This is a genomic window from Arthrobacter sp. OV608 (assembly GCA_900110595.1).
Lineage (GTDB): Bacteria > Actinomycetota > Actinomycetes > Actinomycetales > Micrococcaceae > Arthrobacter.
Genome location: FOEZ01000029.1, coordinates 1 through 23,148 on the forward strand (window position 1 = coordinate 1; position 23,148 = coordinate 23,148).

The window sequence follows — 23,148 nt, forward strand, 5'->3', positions numbered from 1 at the left end:
GGCGGTCCTTTGGCTGTCTTCCGATAACGCCAAGTTCATCACAGGCATCTCCCTGCCGGTCGATGCCGGCAACACCGTCAAGAAGGGCTACTGATGCAGACGGTTGAGCGCGACTCCTTCTTCCTCGACCGTACCTGGCGAGCCGCCAAGTCCGACCGATCCTATGACGTGATCTCCCCACGGTCGGAAGAGCGGGCCGGATGTTTCCCCGCCGCATCGCGGGAAGACATCGACGACGCGGTCGCCGCTGCCCGCAAGGCTTTCGACGAGGGCCCTTGGCCCCGGATCAGCCCTGCCGAACGGGCTGAATACCTCAGTCGCATCGCGACAGGAATCGAGAAGCGTCAGCACGAACTGGCGCTGAACATCTCCGAGTGTGGATGAGTACCTCCAGAGCCGCACGATCTCTATGGATCCGGGCACCGTAATGCCGGAAGAGGTCACTGGCGGAGTACGCCGCGGTGGCTGACCGGGAACCGACATCCCAGCGGTGGAACCGGGCTTGTAACCAAAGGGCACACTCGCGCGTGGTCGGTCCGCGTGCTGAACCGAAAAGACGAATGAGAGCAGGGCTACAACATGCAATTGATGGAGAGAAAGGCCGGTCTCGTGACCGGCGCGGGTTCTGGTATTGGTCGCGCAGGTGCGATCGCTTTCGCGAATCACGGTGGCAAGGTGATTGTTTCGGACTACAACGAAGATTCTGGCAAGGAGACTGTTGCCCTCATTAAGGAGGCCGGTGGGCAAGCCGAATTCTTCAGGTGCGACGTGAGCGAAGAGGAGCAGGTCAAGGCGCTAGTCGATTTTGCAGTAGGTACATACGGCACGCTGGACTTCGCCTTTAATAACGCAGGCATTGACGGGGGTAGCTTCGCCCCTGTCGGTGAGATGGATAGCGCAGTCTTCGATCGCGTTATGAAGATCAACCTGTACGGCGTCTTCTATTGCATGAAGTATGAGGTCCTCGCCATGGAGGCCAACGGTGGCGGCGCGATCGTCAACACATCCTCGAGTAACGGTCTGATCGGCATCCCCCGCAACCCCCCGTACAACGCTTCTAAGTTTGGCGTCATAGGCCTAACCAGGAACGGCGCGATCGACTACGGGCAAAAGGGTGTCCGTGTGAATGCCCTTGCCCCGGGTCCCACGGCGACCACCATGCTCACAGGCGCACTTGAACACCAACCGCCGGAGGTGAAGGAGGCCATGTATGCGTCTCTCCCGATGCGCGATTTACTGGAGCCCGAGGACCAGGCCAACGCCGCCGTCTGGCTTTGCTCTGACCAAGCGCGGATGATTACGGGCGTGACCCTCCCAGTGGACGGCGGGTTCACAGCTTGATCCAGAAATTACTAATCGGGCAAGGGTCGCTGTCCGGAGCTCGAGCCAGTTTCTCCCGAGATCGGACTCTGGCTCCGCCACAGACATGAGACCACAACATCTCAAACAGTGACCTCTGCGTTCGCGCCGACGCCGCTGGCCCTGCCAGCGGCGTCGGCGAAACGTGCGTGCTCCCGGTGAACCAAGTACGCCACATGGTCCGTGACGCACATGAACGTTCCGATTCCCCGCTGGCCGCTCATGACGGCGGAGCCGCGCCGTGGACCTTGTGATTACGCGAAGGACTAACCAATTCCGGTTAGAACCGTGAAAATCAGCTGGGGCGGCAGATCCCTCGGAAAAAACTCACGGCCTTGGGTCTTTTACCTCATAGTCATCGAACCTGACCATGAGGAGCTGGCACCGGCGCTGCGGAAGGCCTTCCAGACCCAGACGCTCACCAGTTGAGGTAAGCACCCCGGCAACAGGATCAAGCTGGACGCTTGGGGAAGTATTCATCTGGAGTGTGGGCCTTTTTGTACTGGGCAGCCTCTCTGTACGCCTTCGGCGGCACCCCCTTCCACCGCTTGAAGGCGATGGTGAAACTAGCTGGGTCTATGTATCCCAGCTCTCGGGATATTCGACCTACAGAGTGCCCTGTCTTCGAGAGCATCTCCGAGGCGAGGTCGGTCAGGCTCTGGTCCCTTATCTGGGCGAAGTTACTGCCTGTGAGCGCGAGCTTGCGTTGGAGGGTTCTAGGGGAGGTGTGTAGCGCTGCCGCGACATTTTCCAGATTGCGGTTGTACTGGGGCGCGTCCCTTATCGCCTTCGCGACGGCGGCGGACCAATCGCCGCTTGCTCTGAGAGCGTCAATAATCCGGCTCTCCGATTTGATCCATGTTTCATGCTGAAAGGCGTTTCCGAAGGGAAGCTCGCGTGTTGATGCTGCAGGGTCCCACCATATGCGCAAATTCTCGGAGCCGCAGCTGACGCTGGAGGGCAGGTATGTCGAAATTTCAGCAGAGATTTCTGCCAGAGGGAATTCTGCCCGCGTGAACGGAAAAGGCTCGTCGTACAGCCACGAAAGGGTTCGGACGATCCAACAGAAGTCGCGGTAGACGGCCCACGGCACCAATTCCGCCGGCACACTGCGGTAGCTGAGCTCAATCCCCGTAAGCGTGCCCTCCGGCGTCCGGAGAGGCTCAATGTCATGAAGGCCATAGCCTACGTCTGTTGTGCACACGAGCGTTACCCATGCCTCAACGGTCGGTGCCGTTAGCAGGGCCATTCCGCGATCACCCATTGAAGACAGCGTGTAAGCTCGTGCGGCTTGGATCCAGAGATCAACCCTATCTCTCGTGCGGGCAACGAATTGGAGTTGGAAGGCAAGTTCCTTCCTTGCAGGAATGGTCCCTCCGGGCCGGTTCACAGCATCGATGTCAATGTCCGCTTCCGCGAGTGCACCGCGCCAATCGAGGCCTGCGTCCTCGAGCAGCCCGCGCAATGCGTGAACGCTGAAGTTCGGTACACGCAAATTTTGGTACGACGTTAATTTCACCGCAGCCTACTTTCGCCATCAATCATTGCGAATCTTTCACTCGCCTATAGGAACCCCAGGAAATTGCCCGCACACCAGTTGGGAGTGGCAGATGACCGATCCAAAGGAGCTCGGCATCTTGGCGCAACATTCCCTAATGGCCTCTCTCTTCCTCTCCTTCATCGAAGAAGCTGGATTCGGTTGAAAGTCCTCGTTGGGTCGTTAGTAGCAAAGTACGCCAACCGCTCAGCAGATACTGTCAGCCAACGGCTAGGGGTTTATAAGACGTACTTTCCTACCATTCTTGGCACCGCGCGTATTCCCCTGCCGGTCGACCCGGGCCCACTCATAACTCTAATTCTGGACGAGAGCCGGCCGGACAAGCTGAGGCGAAGATTTCAAAGGAGAAAGTGTGAACACTCTCAGTGTTAGGGATGCCTCCATGGTTCGTCCCCTTCCCTCAGGGGGACGCGACTCGCGGAGGCGACGATTACACCCGATCAATTCAGAGCCGCATTCCGCAACCACCCTGGGGGAGTCGCTGTCGTCACCGCCGATGCCGGTGACGGGCCGGTCGGCCTCACCGCAACCTATGTTATTTCCGCCAGCGTCGAACCCAACATGCTGGCCTTCTCGGTTTCCGAGCTCTCATCCAGCACCCCAACTATTCGACTGGCAAGCACCACGGCTCATCGGCCGGCTGGGCGGTCCTGCTTGCCAGCAGCACCGTGCTCGACGTAACGCTTGGCCCAGCGGGCTGCGGTAGGCATTGAGACGTTGAACCGTCAGGCGCGCGGCATAACGGCCAATGATGATTTGCCACGCCCTGGGCGAGCGTTTAGGCGCGCCCGGCAGGGGCCAGAATCGCGTTAGAGCGGGACACGAGGACGTCCTGGTATTTGTTGTTGCTCTCGACAGGCTCCACGCAACACCCGGAGGTCCTCTTTATTGCGTCAATTCCCGCCATGTCACCAAAGTCCCGGGACAGTACAAACTGGAGTCGTGAGGATGGAATTGACAAGCCACTCGCCGCGCTGAGGGGCAAGCACGGGGTACGGCCGGCGGAGCCGGGCAGCTCTGGCGGCGGATTCCACCAGAGCTGCGTCAGCCAGCAGCGCGGCGGCTGCTACGTTTCTACTTCGTGAATACGTTCAGTTGAAATGATCCATCAGTGACATCAGTGTTTCCAGACGGGCCAGGTCCCCTTGGTGTTCGAGCGATGCCTGTGCCTGCAGATCCCGCAGGGTAGTAGCGCCGGAAGCAAGTTTGGCGAAGTCGAGTTTGGCAATGCGCAAGCTCAGATCACAGTCGTTGGGACGTGCCACTCGCCGGTACGTCAACACGCCGCGGCCGACCGACACTGTGAAGCTTTCCCCGGAATCAGTGATGGACAACGCAATTGTAAGGACGAAGTCGTGGGCTTTTGGCCCATTGAGGCGAATCGCCATGTAGTCCAGCGACTTCTCTGTACTAATAGCGGCAAGTAGGTCGTCCCTGGCGTGCCCCGCGGCGGCCCGCTGCCGGGCGGGTGCCTCGCCCAGTTCACGTGCACCGCTGAGATAGAAATTCCTCCAGACGCCGCTTTCAGACAGGTACCCCAGCCTCTCGAAGACCCTGGCCTGTAGCGCGCGCCCTTCGGAGTGCGAAGGGTCGGCAGCTAGTAGTTGCTTTAGCAGTTCTGCTGCCCATCGCAGGTCCTCGCCCTCGAGAGCAGTCTTCGCCTGTTCCAGAACTGCGGCGGGACCGCCTATAGCGTTGACATACCTCTGGCCCACCGCTGTCGGCGGTAGTGAGTGCAGGTTGGCCGGATTGCCGTCAAACCAGCCTAAGTATCGTTGCCAGACGCCTTTGACGTTCTGATTCAATGCGCCGTAAGTGCCCCGGTTGGGGGAGAACTCTGCCAGCGAGTCCGGCAGTTCGATCATCTCTGCGGCATCTAGCGGGCCATAGCCGTGATTTGCAAGCCTAAGAGTTTCATCATGGATATAGCGGTAGAGATCACGCTGCAGCTCGAGGTGTTGGACGACTTTAGCTGTTCCCCACACCGGCCATTGATGTGTCAGGAACATGACGTCCGAGCGATCCCCGAAGCTGGCCAGTGCGTCGTCAATGGCGCGGCTCCAGCCCAGGGCGTCACGCACTTCCGTACCGCGGAGGGTATAGATGTTGTGCATCGATTGACTGACGATCTCGGCCATGCACAGCGCCCGGTGCCGGGGAAGATAGCAGATCATCTCTGCCTTAGCTTCCGTGTCCGGCGTGTAATGAAACTCAAACGGCACACCGTCCAGAGTCATCTCGCTCACGTCGTCAATAAAGACGGTCGGCTCTATGAGAGTCATGGTCCCCATGGACGCGCCTGCGCCCAAACCTGTGCCCACGCCCCCGTGAGGGCCACGCGGCAAAGAAAAACCGGCTTGGTATCCGGCGCGGCGGAACATAGCTGGGCCTGCATATAAGCTTTCGCCGACTGCGTGCTCCCAGAAGCCCGCCGGGGCCACTAAGGGGATTTGGCCGCTCGCGACCTCATCGGCCGTAACAACGCCTTTAATGCCACCGAAATGATCGGCGTGGCTGTGTGAAATGATGACTGCCGTCACCGGGCGGTCCCCGAGGTGGGAGCGCGTGAGGGCAAGGGCAGCCTCAGCTGTTTCCACACTCATCAGTGGGTCGATAATGATGAATCCAGTGGCTCCTACCACAATCGTCATATTCGCGGCATCGAATCCGCGCACCTGAAATATGCCGTCTGCCACTTGATACAGCCCATGCCGCCTGTTCAATTTGGAGACACGCCAAAGACTTGGGTTGACAGTCGCTGGTGGCGTCCCGTCCAGAAAAGCATAATCGTCCACTCTCCAAACAACCCGGCCGTCGGCAGCCTTGATTATTGGCGGATCAATGGTTCCGATGAATCCTCTGTCCGCATCCGCCGTCGCGTCATCTTCGGTCGGCCACAGCACGTGTGGGCCCCCTGCTCGGATGTCGTCGGAGATGTGATTAGCCACTGGCTTCAGTCCTATCTGTTGGGGCGATAGTGCAATATGCAAGTACATCCAGCTCGCGACGAACGTCAGGAGCTAGATGTACTTGCGTTAAGCTTTCGGTCGTTCAGTTATCAGCGGTCTTCGAACTTGTGCCAGTGCAGGAGGCGCTTCTCGATGCGTCGGATGGCGGCAGTCAGCAGCGTGGTGAACGCTGTTAGGACCACCAGCACCGCGAAGAAATTGTCAGCCTGGAACAGGTTTGCGTAATAGGTCATCCGCGAACCGAGACCATTGCTGCCGGACACTATCTCGGCGGCGATGACGCCGAGGAAGGAATAGATCAGTGCCAGTTCAAGCCCGGAGATGACCACGGGGACGGCGCGCGGCAGCTCGAACTTGACCAGCTGCTCCCGTCTGGAAGCTCCAAGACTGCGGGCCAGCAGCATGGAGTCGCGGTCCGGTTGGGACATTGCCGTGAGTACCGTGGTCACCATCACGAAGACGACGACCGTGACGGCCATGAGGATTCGGGGTCCCATCCCAAGGCCGAGCCAGGCGACGAAAAGCGGCACAAGCGCGATGCGAGGTACGGAGTTGAGAGCGTTGAGTATGGGCTGGCACGCCTCGCGCAGAATCCTGGAGCTGCCCAGAATAACTCCGATGAGCACCCCCAAGGTAATGCCGATCACGTAGCCGATCGCAACTTCAGTGAGTGTGTAGCCGGCGTCCGCCCACAACTGCGACGTGGGCAGGATGTTCCCGAGTGCCTGGACGACGTCCGTCGGCCGGCTGGCAAACAGCGGATCGACCCATCCGTTGTTTGCGCTCAGCTCCCATGCCGCCAGGATCAAGGCGATGATCAGAATGCGGATCGCAAGAGGTGACTTCCAACGCGGAAGGGAATTACCGAAAGACTTTGCCGACAGTTGCTTGGTCGGCGTGGCAGTACTGATACTCATACCTCTCGGACCTCCTCTGCAAGGGTCTGCCAGATGTTCTCATGCAGCTCGTTGAAATGGCTGTTGCCCCGCAGGGCCACCGCGTCGCGCGGGCGTGGTATGTCGATCCGATATGTTTCACGGATAGTGCCCGGGCGGCGTGACATGAGAAGAATCACGTCGGACAGGGCAATTGCCTCAGCGAGGTCATGGGTCACCATGACCGTCGTGACTGGCCCCTCCTGAGCGTCCAGCATGCGAAGCAGCTCCCCCTGGACGAGCACGCGGGTCTGTGAGTCCAGGGCGGCGAACGGTTCGTCCAAAAGCAGCAGCTGCGGGCGGGTGACCAGTGCCCGGGCGAGGGCAACGCGCTGGCGCATGCCCTGCGACAACTGGCCTCTGTAGGCGTGCAGGTAGTCACCGAGCCCGACGACCTTGAGCATCTCGGCTGCGCGGGCACGCCGCTCGGCCTTTTCGACACCTTGCAGTTCCAGCGACAGGGCGACGTTGTCTGTCGCGTCCCGCCAAGGGAGCAGTGCATCTCGAGCGAATGCCATGGCGATTTCGGGGCGACCGGCCTCCGGTGGCTTGCCCAGCACCGAGATGGTGCCCGATTGCTGTTGCTCCAAGCCCGAAATGACGTTCAGCGCAGTCGTCTTTCCGCACCCGCTCGGACCCACAATGCTGACGAACTGGCCCGGTGCGATATCGAACGACACGTCGTTAACCACCCGCATCGGGGCACCGCTGGCGTGAGGGAAGGCATGGAAGAGATTGCGCACGCTGATGGCCGCCCCCGACGCTCCGGGCTCCACCGTCTGAGTGTCCATCTTCCGATTTTCTGTTCGCGCGGGTTCCAATTCCAGACTCATTTCTCCGTTGCCAATTTTTCGGCCGCAGCATCGTCCTGCGGCGCCATCGGGGCAAGCACCGCGCTGGGCGACAGTGGCTGCGTCCCTTCAGGGAAGAGGCCGTTGTAGACCTCTACATCGCGCGGGCCCACCACTGGGCTTACGGCCTTGATCATGGGAGCAAGATCCTGCTCTGCTACCTCCACTCCAGCGATTCCGCTGAAGTACTTGCCGGCCTCGGCCTTATTCGCCGGATCCTTGATCCAGGCGGACGCCTGCGCGATCGACCGGGCGAAGGCCTTTGCCTTTTCGGGTTTCTCTTCCAGGAACTTGTCCGACATCCATGCTTCGCTGGTACTCGCGCCAATCAAGTCCTCCGGGCCGGTCGTCTGGAAGTCCCACAGGACCCGGCCCAGTCCCTGCTTCGCGGCAGCGTACGCTCCTACCAGATCGAAATGAACGACATCAACCTTCCCGGCCTTCATCGCGGCGATCTGAGGTGGGATACCTGGGATCGTCTCGTACTTCATCGGGCCACCCGCACCATCGACGTATCGCTTAAAGAGGCGATCCGTGAAACCACCCGGGGCCGCGATTGCCGCAGTCCTTCCTTCGAGGACTTTGGCCGACTCGGGATACGGCGCATCCGACTCCGCGACACGATCGCTGACAAACAAGGTGGTGCCGCCTCCCCCGATGAGTCCGACGACCGCCTTGGCCTTGACACCGGAAACCAGGGCCTGCGTGCCCACGAACATCGGAATTCCCGCTACGTCGACCTGCCCCGCCGCAAGGGCAGCGAGCATTGCCGGGCCATTAGCCCCGTCATTGGCGGTGACCTCCAAGCCATTGTCCTTGAAAAATCCTTGGTCCTGCGCGACTTTCACGGGGATAGTCTGCATCGTCCCCGGGAATGTCTGGAACGAGATCGCGGTGAGGCTGTTTGCCGTCGCCTGATCCTTGCCAGGGGCACATGCGGCAGCCGAGACTGCCGTGGCGGCAAGTGTGACCGTGAGCGTCAAGAGGTTCGCTGCTTTGCGGATCTTCATTGATCCTCTTTCTGGTTGCTGATTGCTGGTGGAGTTGGAGTCGGCGTTTACATATCGATGGTTCACTATGCACCTGTGACCTTGCCCACGCTACGGCGAGTTTGGGTACGATGTCAATGACTTCTTACATTCGAATTCAAGCCGACCCCATAGCTCGGGATCCTCCAGGGTGGTATGACCTGGTCAAGTGCCTGCTATATGCGTCTGGGGGTCGAAACTTCTCGCTAACCATCTCGTGATGAGGCCGTTCTTCTCCTCGCACGAGCGGTGGCTGCGGAATTCTCCTCGCCTGCTTTATGTTTACGCAACCGCGGGGCCGTAGGTCCGAGCGAGTCGACAAGGCGAGCGTGCCATTACCCCAGCGCCTACGTTCCTCGATGCTCGCCCCGTTCGCCGCCTGCTCACGAACGGGAAAGCGACGTTTATAGGCAATCTAATCTATGGCGGCGAGATGTGAACGAACTGTTGAGCGCCCACAATAAGGTGATTCATCGCGACACGCGTGCATGAAGGCGGGGAAATCCACCAACCTCCCGCTCATCCCATCGCTGCGCCCCACACCGCCCCGCCAATGAAGTTGACCCTCAAAACGGGACGACGCAACCCGATAGATACGGCACCAAATTGCGTGGATTCGATTCCAAAATCGCTTGACCGCGCCAGGGGCGGATGATAAAAAGAAACCCCGGCAGGGAAGCAGTGCCTTCCTGGCAACACCGCGTCCGATCGTGCCTGGCGATCGAAGCAAACGATGACGAATGTCCACGACAGGCGGCTGCTGCACTGGCACAAGTCGAAAACGCGAATTTTGACCGCCACGAAATTTCCCTGGCTTCATGTTCTCGCCTTAAAAGGCAGATCGTACGATTGCATATCATGCTCCTCGCACTGCCGATGACAAGATTGGACTCCTCCCTATGACTAATCGCGTAACCAGCGAACGTCGCAACGACAGTGCACCGTTCTTGGATGACGGATGGCCAACTGAAAACGATGCAACCGCTGATGCGGACCGTGGACTCATCGCCACCAGAGATCCGTTGATCGTTAAGGCGGATGACGGTCGAGTCGTCTGGAGGACGGATGACTTTGCCTTCCTCGAGGGAGATGCTCCAAGCACGGTCCATTCGAGCTTGTGGCGCGTTTCGAAGCTCAACAAGCAGCACGGGCTATATGAGGTTACAGACGGTGTCTATCAGGTGCGGGGATTTGATGCCGCGAATATGACGGTCATCATGGGGGACACCGGTTTCATCATCATCGATCCCTTGATGAGCGTTGAAACGGCTGCAGCAGCACTTGCCTTCGCCCGCGAGCATCTCGGCGACCTGCCCGTGACGGCGGTGATTATTTCGCACAGCCACTCTGATCATTTCGGTGGCCTCCGAGGTGTGGTGGATGTCGACGATGTAGAAAGTGGGCGTGTTCCCCTAGTGGCTCCGGCGGGCTTCTGGGAGCACTCCGTTAGCGAGTCAGTGTATGCCGGCACGGCGATGTTCCGCCGCGCGGAGTTCCAGGCTGGACTGTCGCTGCCGCGTGGCCCACTGGGCAGCGTGGGACCCGGTTTGGTCGCAGGTGCATCCACGGGCACCATCTCCATCATCAAGCCCACGATCCTCATCGAGGAGAAGGGCGTGCAATTAACACTGGACGGAGTGCCGTTCGAATTCGACTCAACTCCCGAAACGGAAGCTAAGGCAGAGATGATCTGTTACCTTCCCAGGCACCGAGCGCTGTGCATGGCCGAAATAGTCAATCATGCCATGCACAATATTTACACACTGCGCGGTACGGAGATTCGTGATGCGTTGGCATGGAGCCGCGCCATCGACGACTCGCTGGTCAACTACGGTGATCGTTCAGACGTTATGTTCCTCACTCATCAATGGCCTGTGTGGGGAACGCCGAAACTCGTGCGTCACCTTGAGATGCAGCGGGATCTTTACCGCTTTATCCACGACGAAACACTGAGGCTAGCAAACCATGGGTATAGTGCAATCGAAGCGGCAGAGTTGATTGAACTGCCGGATTCGCTAGCGAAGTTCACACCCAACAGCGGAACGTACGGCGCTTTGAATCACAACATCAAAGGTGTCTGGCAACGATACCTCGGGTGGTTCGATGGCAATCCTGCAAATCTCCACTCGCTGCCGCCATCGGCAATGGGTCTGAGATATGTCAAGGCTTTGGGCGGTGCTGAAGTCATTCTGAAACAGGCCAAGACCGCTTTGGAAGGCGAGGATCTCCGTTGGGCGGCAGAGCTGCTGAAGCAGCTCCTCGCGGCAGAGCCATCGCATGTCGAAGCGCGCGCTCTACAGGCCAGCGTCTTCGAGCAGCTAGCGTATAGGTCTGAAAGCGGAGTCTGGAGAAACTTTTATCTGGCTGGTGCAGCCGAACTGACCGACGCATCAGGCGGAACGAGTGGTAGGGTGTCTTACTCGTCGGACGAGTTACTCGACGCGATCAGTACGGAAATGTCTCTGGACTATATGGCGATCCGGCTCAATGGGCCCAAGGCCAAGGACCTCGAATTCACCTTCGCCCTGTCCATCTATGACTCCGAAGAGACTTACAGAGTGTCAGTTGGACGCAGCGTGATGTCTCATCGGCGCGTGGCGAATGCCCTTGACTGCGATCTTACCGTGCGCGTCGCCAAACGCGACTTTGCACGCCTCGCCTCCGGGGCTACTAATCTCGCCGACCTTCGAGCCAGCAACTCGCTGGACTATCAAGGGGATATCGAAGGTTTTGAGAGGCTTATATCCGTCATGGACGTGTTCGATGGAGGATACCAACTGGTGACACCTCGGCTGAAGGCTTGAGGATGAAGCAATTCTTACTCCAAGTGTCCTAATTCGGGGGAGACAGCAAAATGCGAAGTAGTCACCGGCCGCAAGAGAGGTCATAAATCTAGAACTGACATATCCCGTCGGTCGTCAGAAGGGTGTGCTGGCGGTCAACAAAACGACCGCCGTTGCTATCGACTAGAACGGTGACGGCCGGGCAAAGAGAGCGTCGCTTTCCAAGGTGGCTTTACGTCCCGGGCGTTGAGCCCGATGGCACGTTAGTCTCGCCAACGAGCGACGAGTCCAAAGACGCAAGTATTGAGGCCCGTTAGGCGAGCTTACGAACGTAATCAGCGGCGCGGGCGGGATGCACATCATGAGAAGAAACTCAAAGGAGAGACATGGGATTGCTCGAAAACAAGGTTGCCTTCATTACGGGGGCTGCTCGCGGCCAAGGCCGCTCGCACGCCGTCCGTCTGGCAAAAGAGGGGGCCGACATCATTGCCCTTGACATCTGTTCTCAAGATGTCAAGACAATCAAGTACGACTTGGCGACCCGGGCCGACCTCGATGAGACGGTACGGCTCGTCGAAGGCCTCGGCGGCCGGATCGTGGCCGGAGTAGGCGACGTGCGCGAGCTCGCCCAGGTGCAGAAGGTCGTGGATGAGGGCCTCGAGGCATTCGGTCACATCGACATCGTGTGTGCGAACGCTGGAGTCGGCTCCGGGGCGGTGTCCTGGGAGGTGACCGAGGAGAACTGGCGAGAGGTCATCGATATCAACCTCACTGGGGTGTTCAACACCACGCGGGCGACGTTGCCGTCGATGATTGAGCGGGGTCAAGGCGGCTCTATCATCATGACCAGCTCCACGGCCGGTATCATCGCCTACCCGAACACCGCCGCTTACTCGGCTTCTAAGCACGGCGTGATCGGGCTCATGAAGGTTCTCGCGCAGGACCTTGGCCCTCACAACATCCGGGTGAACGCCGTGTGCCCGACCAACGTCAACACACGCATGATCATGAACCAAGCCCTGTTTGACCAGTTCGCTCCGCACATCGAGAATCCCGGGGTCGACGAAGTACGGGGTGCGTTCGCCTCCCTCAACGCGCTGCCGGACCTGCCCTGGATCGAATCGAACGACGTCTCTGAGGCGGTCCTTTGGCTGTCTTCCGATAACGCCAAGTTCATCACAGGCATCTCCCTGCCGGTCGATGCCGGCAACACCGTCAAGAAGGGCTACTGATACAGACCATTGACCACCCCTCGAGGCGCTCGCGAAGGCGTTCTCATCTGAAGGTCGGCAACCCGTTGGAGCCGGACCAGTGGTTGAACCGCTCGTAGCTGCCAGACAGCGTGATCGCGTCGAGTCGCTCGTGGAGTCGGCTCGCGCTGAAGGCGCTACCCTGGCTGCCGGCGTACGCCGACCCCATTCCCGAGGAGGTGCTCAGTCATCTGGTTGCACAAGCGGCTCGCGACGAAAGGGTTCGATGATGGCAGAGACCATGCCGGTAGTTTCGACTCCCCTCGACCGGGCCAAGGCGATGCTGGATCACGCGCTGCCGGCCAACGGTGGGGGAACGCTGGAGGACCGCCGCGAGGGCTATGAGGCGGTGCTTGCGCAGCTGCCTATTCCCGAGGACGCCTCGATCACCGCCGCCACGTATGGAGGCATCGACGGTTATTGGGTCCGGGCCGCTGGCGCCTCCACCGGACGGATCGGCGTGATGCTCCACCGGAGGCGGCTACATCATCGGATCGGCGAAGGGCTATCGTGCCTATGCTGCGGAGGTGTCACGGGCAACGGACGCACGGGTCTTCGTGGCGGAGTACCGTCTGGCCCCGGAACATCCGTTCCCGGCGGCCCTCGACGATGCGCGAAGCGTCCTTGCCGCCGCGATCGACGAAGTTGGGGCCCAGTCATGCTTCGCGATTGGAGACTCTGCAGGCGGGGGGCTGGTGATCAGCTCCCTGTGGGATCTGCACCGCACAGGGGCGACACTCCCGGGCCGCATTGTCCTCGCTTGATCATCCGCCATTCCGACGGCCGCATCGGCATGGGAGGCGAAGATCTTGTATTCCCAACGGCATCGCCATAACGGGCGATGAGCGGACGGTAATTGTCGCGGAGTCATTTAGGGCGCCACAGACGAGGTTAACCGCGTTCGATATAACGGAACACGGCACGCTGATGAATCAGCGTGTTTTGCGCAGTTTGGACCGACCGAATCGGACACTGTCGATGGAATCGCTGTCGACAGTGCAGGTGCGGTATGGGCCGCATTCCCTTGGGCCGGTGAATTCAGGCGTGTCCGCGAGGGCGGTGAAGTCACGGACGTTATCCGGATCGAGGCGGACACTGCCACATATCGAGATGGCGGAAATTTCGCTGTGGACGCGGTGCTTGGCGGACCTGCCATGCGGACACTCTACCTCCTCATTTCGGACACAAGTCCGAAGCGACTCGGGAACGACTTTGAGGCCGTGGGTCGAATCGAAGCCATCGAAGTCGAGGTTTCAGGAATCACAACTAAACGCAGGGGCCCTGCACCCGAGCAAATGCGCGTCTGACATCCGAACTATACATTGCGGCAAGACGGGCATGACCTGTGAAAACGCCAAATTAGTCATAGACCGGGAGTTCTCGCAGCTACTTCTACTCCCGTGGGGTTGAGAGCCGATAATTGCGATTCTGTAAGTTAACGGCTGTGCGGTCCAGGGCACATCGACGGCCAGGCAGGGGAGCGGATCACTCCAACTTTGCTTTGCGAAGATACTGGTAGACGGTCTCCCTGCTGATCCCATAGTCACGGTCAACAAGTGCTTTCAAACACCGGTGCCGGCGCGTTGGACGAGTTCGGCGGCCTGGTTCGGTGTGAGGGTCTTCTTCCGTCCTTTGTAGGCGCCGCGCTGCTTGGCCAAGGCGATACCTTCCCGCTGGCGTTCCCTGATGAGGGAGCGTTCGAATTCGGCGAAGGCACCCATGACGGACAGCATCAGGTTGGCCATGGGCGAGTCCTCGCCGTGAAGACCAGGCTCTTCTTGGCGAACTCCACCCGCACACCTTTGCGGGTGAGACCCTGGACAAGGGCCGGCAGGTCATCGAGGTTCCGGGCGAGCCGGTCCATGCTGTGAACCACTACAGTGTCGCCATCCCGGGCGAACCGCAGCAACTCCGTAATTCCGGTCTGGAAGTGTCCCGGCCGGAAGCCTTGTCCGTGAAGACTCGGTCCGAACCTGGCCTTCGAGCTGGCGTTTTTCATTCTGGTCAAGAGTGCTTACTCGGACGTACCCGATCGGTTGTCCTGCCACCGCAGCCTCCAACCGTCGTCCTGTCAGATTGAGTCCTAGGCTCCTCTCAAAAGAAAGCCAGAACAAGGTGTCTCGGTCGTCTGGTTGGGGTGTACTTCGAGAAAATCAGAGGTGCATTGGAATGGTATGTACTGGCGCTGGCAAATACGCCCCGGTCAAATCTGTGTTGCTTAGGCGGAGAAGGTATCGTTCTCCTCCAGTACAATCCACAGACGGCCAGAGTGACCCACAAAACGGCTCTGTCCTCCTAACACTTACTGGAGATACGAACGCAGTTCGTATAGTTCCTGCCGGAGGATGCCGGGGAGGTCACTGTCAGGTTTGAGAAGCCACTGTTCGTAGGACGAGATTGCCAGGGCGAGGCTGATGTGTCCCGCGAGTCGGGGTAGCAAAGATTCGCTTCCCAAGTCGAGACGTCGTGCAACGTAGTCTTCGATCACTCCGCGCCAGGCCGCGTATCTAAGCACTGAATGGGCCTGCAGAGTCGGCGTCTCCAAAATCAGTCTCATTCGGATCCGATGCTGGGCTAGCGCTTCCTTGTCGTAGTCATTAAAAGCCACGACACACCTGTGCACGGCTTCGAAAACGGGCACGTCCGCGGGTACGCTCGCCAGCTGTTCGGCAAAATCTCGAAGGCTCTGATCGAATTGGCCCCACGGGATGTCGTTTTTGGACGGGAAATACCGGAATAGCGTTCGGCGCCCGACGCCCACGCTCTCGGCGATCTGTTCCATGGTGGTCTCATCAAAGCCCTGCGCCTCAAACAACCTGAATGCTGCACGCTCGATAGACCCATGGTCCGTTACGGCCCGACGGCCCCGGGTGCGGTTGGTGAGTGCGGTCATCGTGAGAACAACTTAGCAGTTTCTGCTGTCCACCCTATCTTTTTGGCGCTGAGTGCCATTATTCTATTGTGACGTCTTCGGAACCTCCCGAGACAGTCCGGATAGGAGAAGAGCTGTGGAATACGTGAACCCCAATATTGAAAGCGCCAGCACCATCGAAGAGGCCGACCTTGTCATCGAAGATCTCGTCGAGGACGTGTCTATTGATGGCATGTGCGGCGTGTACTAGGCGGCCGGACAAATGAGCCCAACCAGCACAGACACCATGCTCGATGAGGAGTGGATGCTGTCACCGGCTGTTGCGTTACGGCCGGAACCGTTCGGGGCGATGGCCTACCACTTCGGGAACCGCAAGCTCACGTTCCTTAAGAAGCCGGAGCTCGTCAGGGTGATTCGTTCCCTGGAAGGCAGCGGAACAGTCCGCGACGCGCTGGTGCAGTCAGGTGTCCCCGAAGGCCAATGGCCCGCCTATGTCGGCGCGTTGCGCAGTCTCGCTGCGACCGACATGATCCGCGCCAGCAAAGGAAAGAACAATGACTAACGTCGTCAGCACGCCTGTGGCACGCCCATCAGGAGGGTCCCTGGTGGACCAGTTCGAATTCGGGCTCGACGCCCCGATCTGCCTCACCTGGGAATTGACCTACGCCTGCAATCTGGCCTGCGTTCACTGCCTGTCGTCCTCGGGGCGGCGGGATCCGCGTGAGTTGACCACCGAGCAGTGCGAAGCCGTGATCGATGAACTGCAGCGCATGCAGGTCTTTTACGTCAACATCGGCGGCGGAGAGCCGACCGTCCGCCCGGACTTCTGGCACCTGCTCCAGTACGCAGTCGACCACCAGGTCGGCGTGAAATTCTCCACCAACGGCATCCGCATCGACAAGGAAAAAGCGGCCTTTCTAGCGTCAACACCCTATGTGGACGTCCAGATATCACTCGACGGGGCCACCGCGGAAGTCAACGACTACGTCCGCGGCCCCGGCTCCTACGCCACGGCAATCCGCGCCCTGAAAAACCTCAACGAAGCCGGTTTCAAGGACGCCAAAGTATCGGTCGTGGTTACCCGTCAAAACGTGGGCCAGCTTGATGAATTCAAACGCATCGCCGATGAACACGGTGCCACTCTGCGGCTTACCCGGCTCCGCCCCTCAGGCCGCGGCGCCGATGTTTGGGACGAACTGCACCCGCTGCCCGAACAGCAGCGCATCATCTACGACTGGCTGATCGCCAACGGAGACAACGTCCTGACCGGGGATTCTTTTTTCCACCTGGCGCCCTTCGGCGAAAGCCTGCCGGGCCTGAATCTGTGCGGCGCCGGCCGGGTCGTTTGCCTGATTGATCCGGTGGGTGATGTCTATGCCTGCCCGTTCGCTATCCACGACAACTTCCTGGCCGGCAATGTGTTGAATGACGGGGGATTCAAGGAGGTCTGGCAGGAATCAGAGCTTTTCAAAGACCTCAGGTCTCCACAGACGTCAGGGGCGTGCACCAAGTGCGCATTCTTCGACAGCTGCCGCGGCGGCTGCATGGCAGCTAAGTTCTTCACCGGTCTTCCGCTGGACGGCCCTGACCCTGAGTGCGTCCAGGGCTACGGCGAAACGGCCCTGGCCGGAGACCGAAGCCTGCCCCAACCCAGCCAGGACCATTCACGCAAAGCCCTCCCGAAGCGCGCACAGCCGGTCATGGTTCAGCTCAGCCTCACACGGCCGGACCCCGTATCGCCGCCCGTGTCCGCTTGCGCCGCCAGTCCACTGGCCGGCTTCCAACCGTAGCGAGTTCTACAACAGTTTCGAAAGGCAATTATGTTCAAGAATCCCTGGGCACAGAACCCCTGGTTCGAATCCGTGGCCGAGGCACAGCGCCGGGCCAAAAAACGCCTCCCGGCATCCGTCTATGCCGCCCTGCTCGCCGGCTCGGAACGTGGACTAACGCTGGATGACAACACCGCCGCTTTCGGCGAGCTCGGCTTCGCCCCCCATGTCGTAGGCCATCCCGCAGAACGCAATCTGGCCACCACTGTGATGGGCCAGCAGATTTCCCTCCCGGTCATGATCTCCCCCACAGGAGTCCAGGCCGTCCACCCCGACGGTGAAGTCGCTGTGGCCCGGGCAGCGGCCGCCCGCGGAACCATCGTTGGCCTGAGCTCCTTCGCCTCCAAACCCGTGGAGGAAGTCACGGCCGCGAACGACAAGACGTTCTACCAGATGTACTGGACCGGAACCCGGGAACAGATGGTCAACCGCATGGACCGGGCCCGCGCCGCAGGCACCAAAGGCCTGATCGTCACCACCGATTGGTCCTTTTCTATGGGACGTGACTGGGGCAGCCCCGAGATCCCCGAAAAGGTCAACCTCAAGGCCGCCATCAGACTTGCTCCCGAAGTGGCCCTCAGGCCGCGCTGGCTGGCATCCTTCGCCCGCAGCCTGCCCGACCTGACCGCACCCAATCTCGCCCCTGTGGGCGAGAAGGGTCCCACCTTCTTCGGCGCGTACTACGAATGGATGCAAACACCGCCGCCGACGTGGGAGGACATCGCATGGATCGTCACAGAGTGGGGCGGCCCAGTTATGTTGAAGGGCATCTGCCGCGTCGATGACGCTCTGCGCGCCGTCGATGCAGGTGTCACCGCCATCTCCGTGTCCAACCATGGCGGCAACAATCTGGACAGCACACCGGCCCCGATCCGGGTCCTGCCCTCGATCGCCAACGCTGTGGGCGACCAGGTGGAAATCGTTTTGGACGGCGGCATCCGCCGCGGCAGCGACGTCGTCAAGGCGGTGGCACTGGGCGCCCGTGCCGTCATGATCGGACGCGCCTACCTGTGGGGACTCTCCGCCAACGGCCAGGCAGGTGTGGAAAACGTCCTGGACATCCTGCGAGGAGGCATCGACTCTGCCCTTCTTGGACTCAGCGTCCCCTCAGTGCAGGAGCTTCGACCTGAGCACCTTGTTATTCCCCCCGGTTTTGTCCGGGAGTTAGGCGTTCCTGCGACAGCCCGATCGTGACTATCAGCGCGCTCGGTCTGGGCGGTCTTACGTGGCCCGAAGTACCGCATCGACCGATGGTGCTCGTCCCCGTCGGGTCTATTGAACAGCACGGTCCCCACCTGCCCTTTAATACAGATACGGTGATAGCAGCCGCCGTTGCCGATGCATTGGCTCTACGGGTTCAAGGGCAGATAGTGGTTGCTCCGGCAGTGACCTATGGCTCCAGCGGCGAACACCAGTCCTTCGCAGGTACCGTGTCCATCGGATCCGAGGTTTTGCACATGCTGATCGTTGAGCTTGTCCGCTCGCTGTCGACCTGGGCTTGTCGCATCGTCTTCGTTAACGCCCACGGCGGGAATATCCCGGCCCTGTCAAAGGCGGTGCTCCAGCTACAAGCAGAGCAGCACAGCGTCGCATGGCTGCCCTGTCTTGTCCCGGGCGCTGACCTGCACGCCGGCAGGACCGAGACGTCGCTGATGCTTCACCTCAACCCGGAAGCGGTCCGAATGGAACGTTCCGCAGCAGGCGAGTTGCGTCCCCTCGAAGAGCTGATGCCGGAGCTGCTTGCCAGCGGCGTCGCCGCCGTCTCTCCCTCCGGCGTTCTGGGCGATCCAACTGGGGCGAACGCCTACGAGGGCGCCCGGATACTTGATTTGATGGTGCATGACGCTGCACACCGAATTGCCGGGGGCGCGCTTGCCCGGAACGGAATGCTTGCGTCCAATGGGCAGCAGCAGCGAGTCTGACTCCAGCCAGGGCCGCCTGAAACCCCTTCCCAAATTGCATTGCCTCGACCATTGTCATGCTGCTGGTTGCTGAAGAAAGGAATCCCCGTGTCGACTGAGCGGATGCCCACCGACCTCATTCCCCAGGACTCCGCGGATTGGGCGACCCTTGCTCGGCAATTCGTGGAAGTTCGCCGCGATAGGGAAGTTTACCGACGGGGTTACGTTGATGACGTGATGCCTGACGGGTCCGGTCTGTGGATGGCAGTAGATGGTGTCCAGGCCAGGGAGCTCATCTGGCGGGAGCAGGGCTTCACAGTGGCCCACCTGTACAGCTCTGCTGACGGCGTCCAACCTCAGCTGGAACCCGTATCGAGTTACATAGCCGAGGGCCAGGAAGAGGTCAATATCGTGGGTGGCCGACCGTGACGGTGCGGCGATCCGATCTCCCCATTGGTTTTACCGTAAGGCTGAACCGACGGGTGAAGATCGCCGACAGAGGGAGGGAACTTGTCGGGGGATCCCCGACACGGGTTCTTTACCTTACGGAGCTTGCCAGCAAAATGGTTCAGGACAGGACGGTAGTCGTGACAGACACTCCTACTGCCTTGTTGGTGGACAGGCTATTGGAGAGCGGGATGGCCGATCCCGTGCTCGAATCGTTGCCTGGCCTTGACCTTTCGTCGGTAACGGTTGTCGTACCCGCCTTCGGACGCCCCATCGCCTTGGCCAGGTTGCTGACGAGCATTGGAGAACACCAAAAGGTTATCGTCGTCGACGACTGTTCCCCTGACCCTGCGGCAATCCGGGAAGTTGTAGAAAAACACGGCGCACGCCTGGTGCGCCTGCCGTCCAACAGTGGCCCGGCAGAGGCTCGCAATGAGGGCCTGAAGCACGTAACCACGCGATACGTGGCTTTCGCCGATTCCGACATTGTGCTCAATCCGGACACCATTCCACTCCTCTTAAAGCACTTTAATGACCAGAGCGTGGCTCTGGCCGGACCCCGGGTATTAGGCTTGGACGACGGAAACGGCATGAACTGGATCGAACGGTACGAAGAGGCACGGTCCTCCCTGGATCTGGGTATCTTCCCGGCTACAGTCCGGCCCCGGTCCCCAGTGTCGTGGCTGCCAGGGGCATTTATGCTGGCCAGAACCGATGCCCTGGGCGAAGGATTCACCTCCGGAAGCCGTGTAGGAGAGGACGTCGACCTCGTTTGGCGCCTGGTTGAACAGGGATGGCGGGTCCGCTTCGAACCCGAGGCAAAAGTGTGGCACGAGCACCGGCAAACCATAGGAGAATGGCTGTCCCGAAAGACGTTCTACGGAACCTCGGCTCACGCCCTTTCTCTCCGGCACCCGGAAGCAATCGCACCAGCGGTCTTCGCACCCTGGTCTGTCGCCGTTGTCGCCGCCATCGTGTGCCAGCGCACGTGGTCGGTTCCGGCAGCAGGAGTGATTGCTGTCTTTGCTGCGCGGCAGATCTCCAAGAAACTCGGCAGAAGCTCGCATCCGGTCCGCCTTGCTGCCAGTCTGACTGCGCGGGGAGCACTGGCAGCACAAACACAGACCATGGCCCTCTTTGTCCGCCACTGGTGGCCTCTGGCCATCACGGCGAGCATTTTCTCCCGTAGGTTGCGCCGCGCCCTCGTGGTGGCCTGCGTCGTGGACGCGTTATGGGAGTACCGCCGCACCCGCCCCCAACTCGATCTGTTTCGGTTTGCCCTCGCGCGTCGCCTGGACGACTTGGCATACGGGACCGGCGTCTGGTCCAGCGCACTGAGAGGCCGCTCCCTCCGGTGCCTGCTGCCCGACATCCGGAAAAACCCCAACTGACCTCTGGCCAAGCTTGGCTTCATCCAGCCAAGGCGCCCTGCAAGGCTGCCAGAGAAACGAACAGCACCAAGTGGATGCGCCAAGGAGATGACGTGCACAGAGACAAGAGCACCACATGAGATACGACGTCATCGTGGTCGGAGCTGGAGCCGCAGGAGCTCCCTTGGCGGCCCGATTAACTGAAGACCCGCGACGAACCGTGCTGCTGCTCGAAGCAGGTCCAGTGCCGGCCAGCACGGAGGACTTCCCGCCGGAGCTGCTCAACGCCGGGACCGTGCAAGGAGCCATGCCTGATCATCCCCATAACTGGTCGTTCATGGGTTACCTGACGCCGGACTTGCCCTACTCCATCGCCCGGGGCCGCATCCTGGGCGGATCAACCGCGATCAGCGGAACCTACTTCATCCGAGCGCCGAAACAAGACTTTGACCGCTGGTCCTCCGGAGGAAGTGAGGAATGGGCATGGGACAAGGTCCTGCCCTTTTACAAAAAACTGGAGAATGACCTTCAATACGGTGAGAGCGATATGCACGGAGGCTCTGGTCCAATGACTGTATCCCGCCCGCTGCAAGACCACCCCGTGACGAAAGCCTTTGGACGGGCCGTCAAAGAACTGGGCTTCCCGGCGGAACGGGACAAGAACAGCGAAGATGGACCCGGTTACGGACCTATGCCCTCAAACAGCGTCAGTGGGCTGCGGATCAACACCGGAATGGCTTACATCAACCCTGTACGCGACCGACAGAACCTGACAGTGGAGGGAAACTCGTACGTGCGCCGAGTGCTGTTCAAGGGTAGCCAAGCGATAGGCGTAGAAGTCCTCCGCGCCGGGGCGATCACCATCCTGGAAGCAAACGAAGTCGTTCTCTCTGCCGGCGCCGTGAAGACGCCCCACATCCTGCTTCTGTCCGGGCTAGGCCCCGAAAACGAACTGAATAGATTCAACATACCGGTGATCAAAAACCTGCCTGGCGTCGGCAAAAACTTCAGCGATCACCCTAATCTCGCCATTACCTGGAGATCCAAGGTTCCGCTAGTCGACTACTGCACGGCACAATCAATGGCCGGTGTCCTCAATTTCACCGCCAGAGGTTCAACCTGTCCGGGCGATCTGGAAATACTCCCCCTTCTCAAACCCATGGACTACATCCTGACAGGAAGCCAGCCACATGCAGCGAATGGATCCCAAAAGCCTGCCCAAGTCCTTCACCCAGGAGACCTTGCCTTCCTCGTATCACTTCAAGCAGCGACATCACGCGGTCAAATAACCCTGACATCAGCAGACCCTGAAGTGCAGCCTCGAATCGACTTCGACTACCTCTCCACAGAAACTGACCTCAGACGGATGCGCGAGGGCGTCCGAACCGCCGTATGCCTGCTGCGGTCCAAGGCCTTCAGCCCGATTTTCCAGGACCTGACGGAGCTAACGGAGCCGATCCTTCAGAGCGACACACTACTCAATAGTTGGATGCGCTCCCGTCTGGGGACAGCCATCCATCTTTGCGGCAGCGCGAAGTTTGGATCCCCCAACAACCCCGACTCCGTCGTGGACCAATACGGCCGCGTTCACGGCGTGACGGGGCTCCGCGTGGCCGACACGTCCATTCTCCCGACTGCACCCACCCGCGGCCCCGCGGCCACCGCAGTACTTATCGGTGAGCGCATGGCAGTGTTCATCCGGGGGTGAGGCGAGGCAGGAGCCGTCATAGCTCGAGGCCCCGGCTCGCGGCGGCGACCGCGTCGTGGATGTCTTCCCGCGACGGGGCGGGGACACGTCCACCCCGCTCTTGGCGAGCGCGCGTAAATCACGTCAAAGGATCGGTCGGACTTAGCGGCGCGCCAGCACGTCGATGAAGAAGGAGTCGTGCTCAACCGTCTGTATCAGTAGCCCTTCTTGACGGTGTTGCCGGCATCGACCGGCAGGGAGATGCCTGTGATGAACTTGGCGTTATCGGAAGACAGCCAAAGGACCGCC

Annotated in this window: 19 protein-coding genes and 4 pseudogenes; 15 read left to right on the forward strand and 8 right to left on the reverse strand. The window is 60.1% G+C overall.

The features are described 5' to 3' along the window. The first annotated feature begins 93 nt into the window (after positions 1-93). Together BMX78_RS21315 and BMX78_RS21320 are read left to right on the forward strand one after the other, a co-directional pair. The gene (locus tag BMX78_RS21315) at positions 94-384 is read left to right on the forward strand and encodes an aldehyde dehydrogenase family protein (RefSeq protein WP_091424203.1); all 291 of its coding nucleotides are present in this window, start codon (positions 94-96) and stop codon (positions 382-384) included. A gap of 195 nt (positions 385-579) precedes the next feature. Beyond that, entirely contained in the window at positions 580-1,341 is a 762-nt protein-coding gene (locus BMX78_RS21320) for an SDR family NAD(P)-dependent oxidoreductase (protein WP_091424210.1), read from the forward strand. A gap of 469 nt (positions 1,342-1,810) precedes the next feature. Here the strand turns inward: BMX78_RS21320 and BMX78_RS21325 are convergent, their stop codons facing one another. Continuing rightward, entirely contained in the window at positions 1,811-2,824 is a 1,014-nt protein-coding gene (locus BMX78_RS21325; protein WP_170850907.1) for an AraC family transcriptional regulator, read from the reverse strand. 522 nt (positions 2,825-3,346) lie between these two features. Between BMX78_RS21325 and BMX78_RS21330 the strand changes: the two are divergent. After that, a pseudogene (locus tag BMX78_RS21330) lies at positions 3,347-3,517 on the forward strand (flavin reductase); the annotation flags it as partial. Positions 3,518-3,546: 29 nt separating this feature from the next. On the opposite strand, the pseudogene BMX78_RS23765 reads toward BMX78_RS21330, so the two are convergent. From BMX78_RS23765 to BMX78_RS21350, 5 genes and pseudogenes are all read right to left on the reverse strand, one after another. Continuing rightward, positions 3,547-3,630: pseudogene (locus BMX78_RS23765) on the reverse strand (hypothetical protein); the annotation flags it as partial. Positions 3,631-4,008: 378 nt separating this feature from the next. Then, positions 4,009-5,865 carry an alkyl/aryl-sulfatase gene (locus BMX78_RS21335; RefSeq protein WP_211482605.1) on the reverse strand — a complete coding sequence of 619 codons (1,857 nt, stop codon included), beginning with the start codon at positions 5,863-5,865 and terminating at the stop codon, positions 4,009-4,011. A gap of 110 nt (positions 5,866-5,975) precedes the next feature. Continuing rightward, positions 5,976-6,803 (reverse strand): ABC transporter permease, encoded by an 828-nt coding sequence (locus tag BMX78_RS21340; protein ID WP_091424233.1) that lies wholly within the window; start codon positions 6,801-6,803, stop codon positions 5,976-5,978. Beyond that, positions 6,800-7,612, reverse strand: coding sequence for an ABC transporter ATP-binding protein (locus tag BMX78_RS21345; protein WP_170850908.1), 813 nt, complete (start codon positions 7,610-7,612; stop codon positions 6,800-6,802). Before BMX78_RS21345 ends, BMX78_RS21340 begins: the two co-directional genes overlap by 4 nt. Positions 7,613-7,650: 38 nt before the next feature. Beyond that, positions 7,651-8,682: an ABC transporter substrate-binding protein gene (locus BMX78_RS21350; protein WP_091424242.1), complete on the reverse strand. Its 1,032-nt coding sequence runs from the start codon at positions 8,680-8,682 to the stop codon at positions 7,651-7,653. A gap of 917 nt (positions 8,683-9,599) precedes the next feature. Between BMX78_RS21350 and BMX78_RS21355 the strand changes: the two genes are divergently transcribed. The 4 genes and pseudogenes from BMX78_RS21355 to BMX78_RS23770 form a co-directional block, all read left to right on the forward strand. Further along, positions 9,600-11,504: an alkyl/aryl-sulfatase gene (locus tag BMX78_RS21355; RefSeq protein ID WP_091424245.1), complete on the forward strand. Its 1,905-nt coding sequence runs from the start codon at positions 9,600-9,602 to the stop codon at positions 11,502-11,504. A gap of 365 nt (positions 11,505-11,869) precedes the next feature. Continuing rightward, positions 11,870-12,715, forward strand: coding sequence for a mycofactocin-coupled SDR family oxidoreductase (locus BMX78_RS21360; RefSeq protein WP_091424248.1), 846 nt, complete (start codon positions 11,870-11,872; stop codon positions 12,713-12,715). Between the two features lie 503 nt (positions 12,716-13,218). Then, entirely contained in the window at positions 13,219-13,497 is a 279-nt protein-coding gene (locus BMX78_RS21365; protein ID WP_091424252.1) for an alpha/beta hydrolase fold domain-containing protein, read from the forward strand. Between the two features lie 138 nt (positions 13,498-13,635). Further along, a pseudogene (locus BMX78_RS23770) lies at positions 13,636-14,040 on the forward strand (SMP-30/gluconolactonase/LRE family protein); the annotation flags it as partial. 178 nt (positions 14,041-14,218) lie between these two features. Here the strand turns inward: BMX78_RS23770 and BMX78_RS21375 are convergent. Next, positions 14,219-14,781: pseudogene (locus tag BMX78_RS21375) on the reverse strand (recombinase family protein). Positions 14,782-15,035: 254 nt separating this feature from the next. Beyond that, positions 15,036-15,626 (reverse strand): mycofactocin system transcriptional regulator MftR, encoded by a 591-nt coding sequence (mftR, locus tag BMX78_RS21380; protein ID WP_091424258.1) that lies wholly within the window; start codon positions 15,624-15,626, stop codon positions 15,036-15,038. A 115-nt stretch (positions 15,627-15,741) separates the two neighbouring features. On the opposite strand from mftR, the gene mftA reads away from it, so the two are divergent. The 8 genes from mftA (at position 15,742) to mftG (ending at position 22,860) form a co-directional block, all read left to right on the forward strand. After that, entirely contained in the window at positions 15,742-15,855 is a 114-nt protein-coding gene (gene mftA / locus BMX78_RS22900; RefSeq protein ID WP_170850909.1) for a mycofactocin precursor MftA, read from the forward strand. A 12-nt stretch (positions 15,856-15,867) separates the two neighbouring features. Further along, complete coding sequence (gene mftB, locus BMX78_RS21390) at positions 15,868-16,167, forward strand: mycofactocin biosynthesis chaperone MftB (RefSeq protein ID WP_091424262.1); 300 nt, start codon at positions 15,868-15,870, stop codon at positions 16,165-16,167. Then, on the forward strand, positions 16,160-17,395 hold the full coding sequence (gene mftC, locus BMX78_RS21395) for a mycofactocin radical SAM maturase (RefSeq protein WP_091424266.1): 1,236 nt from the start codon (positions 16,160-16,162) through the stop codon (positions 17,393-17,395). The genes mftB and mftC overlap by 8 nt, the downstream gene beginning before the upstream one ends. A 30-nt stretch (positions 17,396-17,425) precedes the next feature. Further along, positions 17,426-18,628, forward strand: coding sequence for a pre-mycofactocin synthase MftD (gene mftD / locus BMX78_RS21400; RefSeq protein ID WP_091424268.1), 1,203 nt, complete (start codon positions 17,426-17,428; stop codon positions 18,626-18,628). Then, a complete protein-coding gene (mftE, locus tag BMX78_RS21405; protein ID WP_211482606.1) occupies positions 18,625-19,356 on the forward strand; it encodes a mycofactocin biosynthesis peptidyl-dipeptidase MftE in 732 nt (243 codons plus the stop codon). The genes mftD and mftE overlap by 4 nt, the downstream gene beginning before the upstream one ends. An 87-nt stretch (positions 19,357-19,443) precedes the next feature. Continuing rightward, on the forward strand, positions 19,444-19,764 hold the full coding sequence (locus BMX78_RS21410) for a hypothetical protein (RefSeq protein WP_091424273.1): 321 nt from the start codon (positions 19,444-19,446) through the stop codon (positions 19,762-19,764). A 2-nt stretch (positions 19,765-19,766) separates the two neighbouring features. Beyond that, positions 19,767-21,173 (forward strand): mycofactocin biosynthesis glycosyltransferase MftF, encoded by a 1,407-nt coding sequence (gene mftF / locus BMX78_RS21415; RefSeq protein ID WP_091424277.1) that lies wholly within the window; start codon positions 19,767-19,769, stop codon positions 21,171-21,173. A 115-nt stretch (positions 21,174-21,288) separates the two neighbouring features. Further along, positions 21,289-22,860 carry a mycofactocin dehydrogenase MftG gene (mftG, locus tag BMX78_RS21420; RefSeq protein WP_091424274.1) on the forward strand — a complete coding sequence of 524 codons (1,572 nt, stop codon included), beginning with the start codon at positions 21,289-21,291 and terminating at the stop codon, positions 22,858-22,860. Positions 22,861-23,148 lie beyond the last annotated feature (288 nt).